The organism is Xenorhabdus khoisanae (assembly GCF_001037465.1).
In the GTDB taxonomy this organism is placed as follows: domain Bacteria; phylum Pseudomonadota; class Gammaproteobacteria; order Enterobacterales; family Enterobacteriaceae; genus Xenorhabdus; species Xenorhabdus khoisanae.
The window spans coordinates 1-4,249 of the sequence record NZ_LFCV01000046.1; the positions used below are offsets into that span (position 1 = coordinate 1).

Annotated in this window: 2 protein-coding genes; one reads left to right on the forward strand and one right to left on the reverse strand. The window is 38.4% G+C overall.

Annotation, left to right across the window (positions count from 1 at the left end; translation table 11 throughout):
- Positions 1-292: 292 nt before the first annotated feature.
- Positions 293-1,510, reverse strand: a complete 1,218-nt coding sequence (locus tag AB204_RS08050) for an MFS transporter (RefSeq protein WP_047962868.1) — start codon at positions 1,508-1,510, stop codon at positions 293-295.
- Between the two features lie 309 nt (positions 1,511-1,819).
- Here AB204_RS08050 and ushA point away from each other — a divergent pair, with 309 nt between their 5' ends.
- Positions 1,820-3,481 carry a bifunctional UDP-sugar hydrolase/5'-nucleotidase UshA gene (ushA, locus tag AB204_RS08055; RefSeq protein WP_047962869.1) on the forward strand — a complete coding sequence of 554 codons (1,662 nt, stop codon included), beginning with the start codon at positions 1,820-1,822 and terminating at the stop codon, positions 3,479-3,481.
- Positions 3,482-4,249 lie beyond the last annotated feature (768 nt).

Genomic DNA, 4,249 nt, shown 5'->3' on the forward strand with positions numbered 1-4,249 from the left:
GGCGAGAACAAAACCACCAACAATGGTCGTGATAAGAGGTGTCGAATGCTCCATCAAGGCTCCTTCTGGGGTAAAAAATATTAAATTGTATGGTTGGGTAAGGTAATAAATATATTTTATAAGTAATTAAAGATAAACGTGCTAAAAAACATACTGAGTGGTGAAAATAAGGGGAATTTGTATAATTCCTATTTTAATGTAAATTTATGTGGATTTTGTCATTATTTACGCTTGTTTACAAAGGGAAATAATGTAATGACTGTTATCTCTACCTAATGATTTTTCTATTTTTTTATGTTTTCTTTTCTATATTCGGCAGGAACAGCGTAAATATACCAAGAAGTGGTAGGAAAGCGCAAATTTTGTAAACCAATTCTATATTGGTTTTATCTGCAACATAGCCAAGAATTGCTGCTCCAATTCCCCCCATACCAAATGCTAAGCCAAAGAATAAACCAGCTATCATGCCTGTTTTGCCGGGAATGAGCTCTTGGGCATAAACCAAAATAGCAGAAAATGCAGATGCCAGGATTATGCCAATTATGACCGTCAGTATGCCTGTCCAGAATAAGGAGGCATAAGGTAATATCAGAGTAAAAGGCGCAACACCGAGAATGGAACCCCATATAACATATTTTCGGCCTATTTTATCTCCGATAGGGCCGCCAATCATGGTGCCTGCTGCGACAGAAAATAAAAAAACAAACAGATGGATTTGGGCATTTTGTATTGATACACCAAATTTTTGGATCAAGTAAAAAGTGTAGTAGCTGCTGATACTGGTGAGATAAAAATATTTTGAGAAAATCAGTATGAGAAGAATGGCAAAAGAACGTATAACGGTTTTTCTGGATAAAGTTGGCAGAGAGACATTGCGTAAGGATTGGGGAAGGACGGTTCTGTGCTGCATTTTATACCATTGACTGACTTGCAATAAGATCACGATTGCAAGCAGTGCTGCCAGCGAGAACCAACCGACATTGCCTTTGCCGTAAGGCGCAATGAAAAGAGCTGCCAGCAGAGGGCCAAGAGAGCTTCCCAGATTTCCCCCTACTTGAAATAAGGACTGAGCCAGCCCATGGCGTCCTCCGGATGCCATTCTTGCGACTCTTGAAGATTCTGGATGAAAAACTGATGAGCCGGTACCAACGAGTGCAGCAGCCACTAATATAACAGGGAAACTTTCTGCATAAGCCAGTAGGAGCAGCCCCGATAAGGTAAATCCCATACCGACAGGCAGTGAATAAGGTTGCGGATGCTTATCTGTATAGAGTCCGATGAGAGGTTGCAATAGGGATGCTGTTATCTGATAGGTCAGTGTTATCAACCCAACCTGAATGAAACTCAGAGTAAATTCAGATTGCAGCAGCGGATAAATTGCCAGAATCAGCGATTGAATCATATCATTCAGTAGGTGAGATAAGCTGATCGCTCCGAGCACTGAGAAAACCGTCTTGCGTGTTTTTGTTGACGAAGTTGGCAAAGGTTTTGTGTTGCTTTGTTCACTCATGTTTATTCGCTTATTTATGTAGCCCGTAGGGGGATGTCAGGTGATTAATGTAAATTTTGTTTGGTGCTTACACCATAGTATCTCTTAGTCTGCTAACAAAAATTTTATTTATATTGATATAATTTGATAGCTATCTCAAAAAGGTGAAAGAAGGCATTATTTAATGACACAAGTATGTAATCCTGATCAGAAAAATGCGGTATAGCGCTGCATGCCATCATTCGTATCCCATTTTGGGATAGTGTGTAAAATTCATATCATTAACCACAATCGTATAACTAATAACACTTAAAGAACATGGAGATACCCATGAAATTTTCGTTTAAAGCGTCAGTATGTGCTCTTGCTGTTTCCTTGTCGTTGACGCCGCTAATTGCCACTGCTTGGGAGCAAGATAAAACTTACGATATTACTATTCTGCATACTAACGATCACCATGGTCACTTCTGGCATAACGATCATGGTGAGTATGGTTTGGCAGCACAAAAAACAGTAGTAGACTCTATCCGTCAGGAAGTTGCTAAGAAGGGAGGCAGCGTATTGCTGTTGTCTGGTGGTGACATTAACACAGGTGTGCCTGAATCAGATATGCAAGATGCTGAGCCAGATTTTAAGGGAATGAATCTGGTAGGTTATGACGCAATGGCATTGGGGAATCATGAGTTCGATAAGCCTTTAAATGTATTGCACCAACAACAAAAGTGGGCGAATTTTCCATTCTTATCTGCCAATATTTACCAAACCAGCACAGGCAAACGTTTATTTAAGCCATATGTCATGTTTGATAAACAAGGCGTGAAAATCGCAGTGCTTGGTCTGACAACGGATGATACGGCGAAAGTAGGTAACCCTGCTAATTTTCCGGATGTTGAATTCCGTGTTCCCGCAGCAGAAGCCAAAAAAGTTATTGAAGAGCTGAAAAAGAACGAAAAACCGGATGTTATCATTGCAGCAACCCATATGGGGCATTATAACGATGGTCACCATGGCACCAATGCTCCGGGAGATGTTGAAATGGCACGTAGTTTACCGACGGGCTATTTAGATATGATAGTGGGTGGTCACTCACAAGATCCAGTCTGTATGTCTTCAGAGAATAAAAACTATAAACAAGTGAATTATGTGCCGGGAACGCCGTGCTCGCCAGATCGTCAAAACGGCACATGGATTGTTCAAGCCCATGAATGGGGAAAATACGTTGGTCGTGCTGATTTCCAATTCCGTAATGGTGAACTCAAGTTGGTTCATTATCAATTGATTCCCATCAACTTAAAGAAAAAAGTAACAAAAGAAGATGGCAGTACGGAGCGTGTTTACTATACACATGAAATTCAGCAAAACCCTGAGGTGCTTAACCTGTTGACACCTTATCAAAGCAAAGGTGGTCAGGTACTTAATGTTAAAATTGGTTCGGTAGATGACAAACTAGAAGGTGATCGTAGTAAAGTTCGTTTCGTGCAAACTAATATGGCACATCTTGTGCTGGCAGCTCAAATGGAGCGGACAAACGCTGATTTTTCTGTGATGAGTGGTGGTGGTATTCGTGATTCTATTGAATCAGGAGATATCACTTATAAAGACGTTCTGAAAGTTCATCCATTTGCTAATCAACTGGTTTATGTGGATTTTAAAGGCAGCGAGGTTTTGTCATATTTGACAGCCGTTGCGAATATGGAAAAGGATTCCGGTGCTTATGGGCAGTTCTATAATGTGAGCTTTGTGATTGATGGTAAGAATATCAGTGATGTGAAAATTGGCGGTAAGCCATTAGATCCAAATAAAACTTATCGGATGGCGACCTTGAATTTCAACGCGATTGGAGGTGATGGTTATCCACGCATTGATAATTTGCCGGGTTACGTTGATACAGGATTTGTCGATGCTGAAGTGTTGAAAGGTTATATTGAAAAACACTCCCCATTGAAGGCCTCTGATTATGATCCGAAAAGCGAAGTTTCGTATAAAAAATAATAACTGATTAATTGATTATAGTTAATTAATCGCATAAAAAGACCATCTGAAAAACAGATGGTCTTTGACTTACTATCAGTAAGGATAGCTATGCATAATCTAAAATAGGGATGGTTGAAACTGAATAATAATCTAATTACTAAATAGCATGGTAATTAATGCATTGTTATCTCCTTTTGTTGGTAATTTTTCAAGTCCATTTTTCTCATATAAAGCAATAAGTTTAGATTTGTTCTGGCATTCTAGAATAGTCACTCTTCCTCCTATTAATTCTTGTGCTTTTTCAATGGTGATATTAATGTGAAATAAAATGTCCTTAAGTTTTATTGGGTTTTTGCTTAATGAGTGGTTTTTGGCTATTTGGCCAATTAAGTAAACCTTTAATGACGCTGCATTTTTACTGATTCCATTTAGTTTTTTTATTTTAGTCTTTGAAATAGCAAGATTTTTTGTTGATATCTCCTTGAATGTTAATGAGAAATAAGCCAGGATAAACCCTTCTACATCTAAAATTAAATAGGTTCTTGTGGCATCTGCTTGTTCAAATCTAATTGCTTTTAAATGTAAAAATGATTCTACATCACGGTTTGATGGGCAGGAAAAAGAGAGTAAATACTCTTTTGTTCTGTCATCACCAAAAACTAATAATATTTTTCCTAAAGTGAGAATTTTTTCTTTAATATTTCTATAGCCTCTTTTTGTTGCGCCTCAAAATCTATTTCTTCAAAATGCTTCTCTCTTGGTTTTCTATTAGCTCTACTTAGCATT

What these genes read in the sequence shown, in the direction of transcription:
- AB204_RS08050 (WP_047962868.1), bottom strand. Translation starts at nt 1,510, where the DNA reads ATGAGTGAACAAAGCAACACAAAACCTTTGCCAACTTCGTCAACAAAA.
- ushA (WP_047962869.1), top strand. Translation starts at nt 1,820, where the DNA reads ATGAAATTTTCGTTTAAAGCGTCAGTATGTGCTCTTGCTGTTTCCTTG.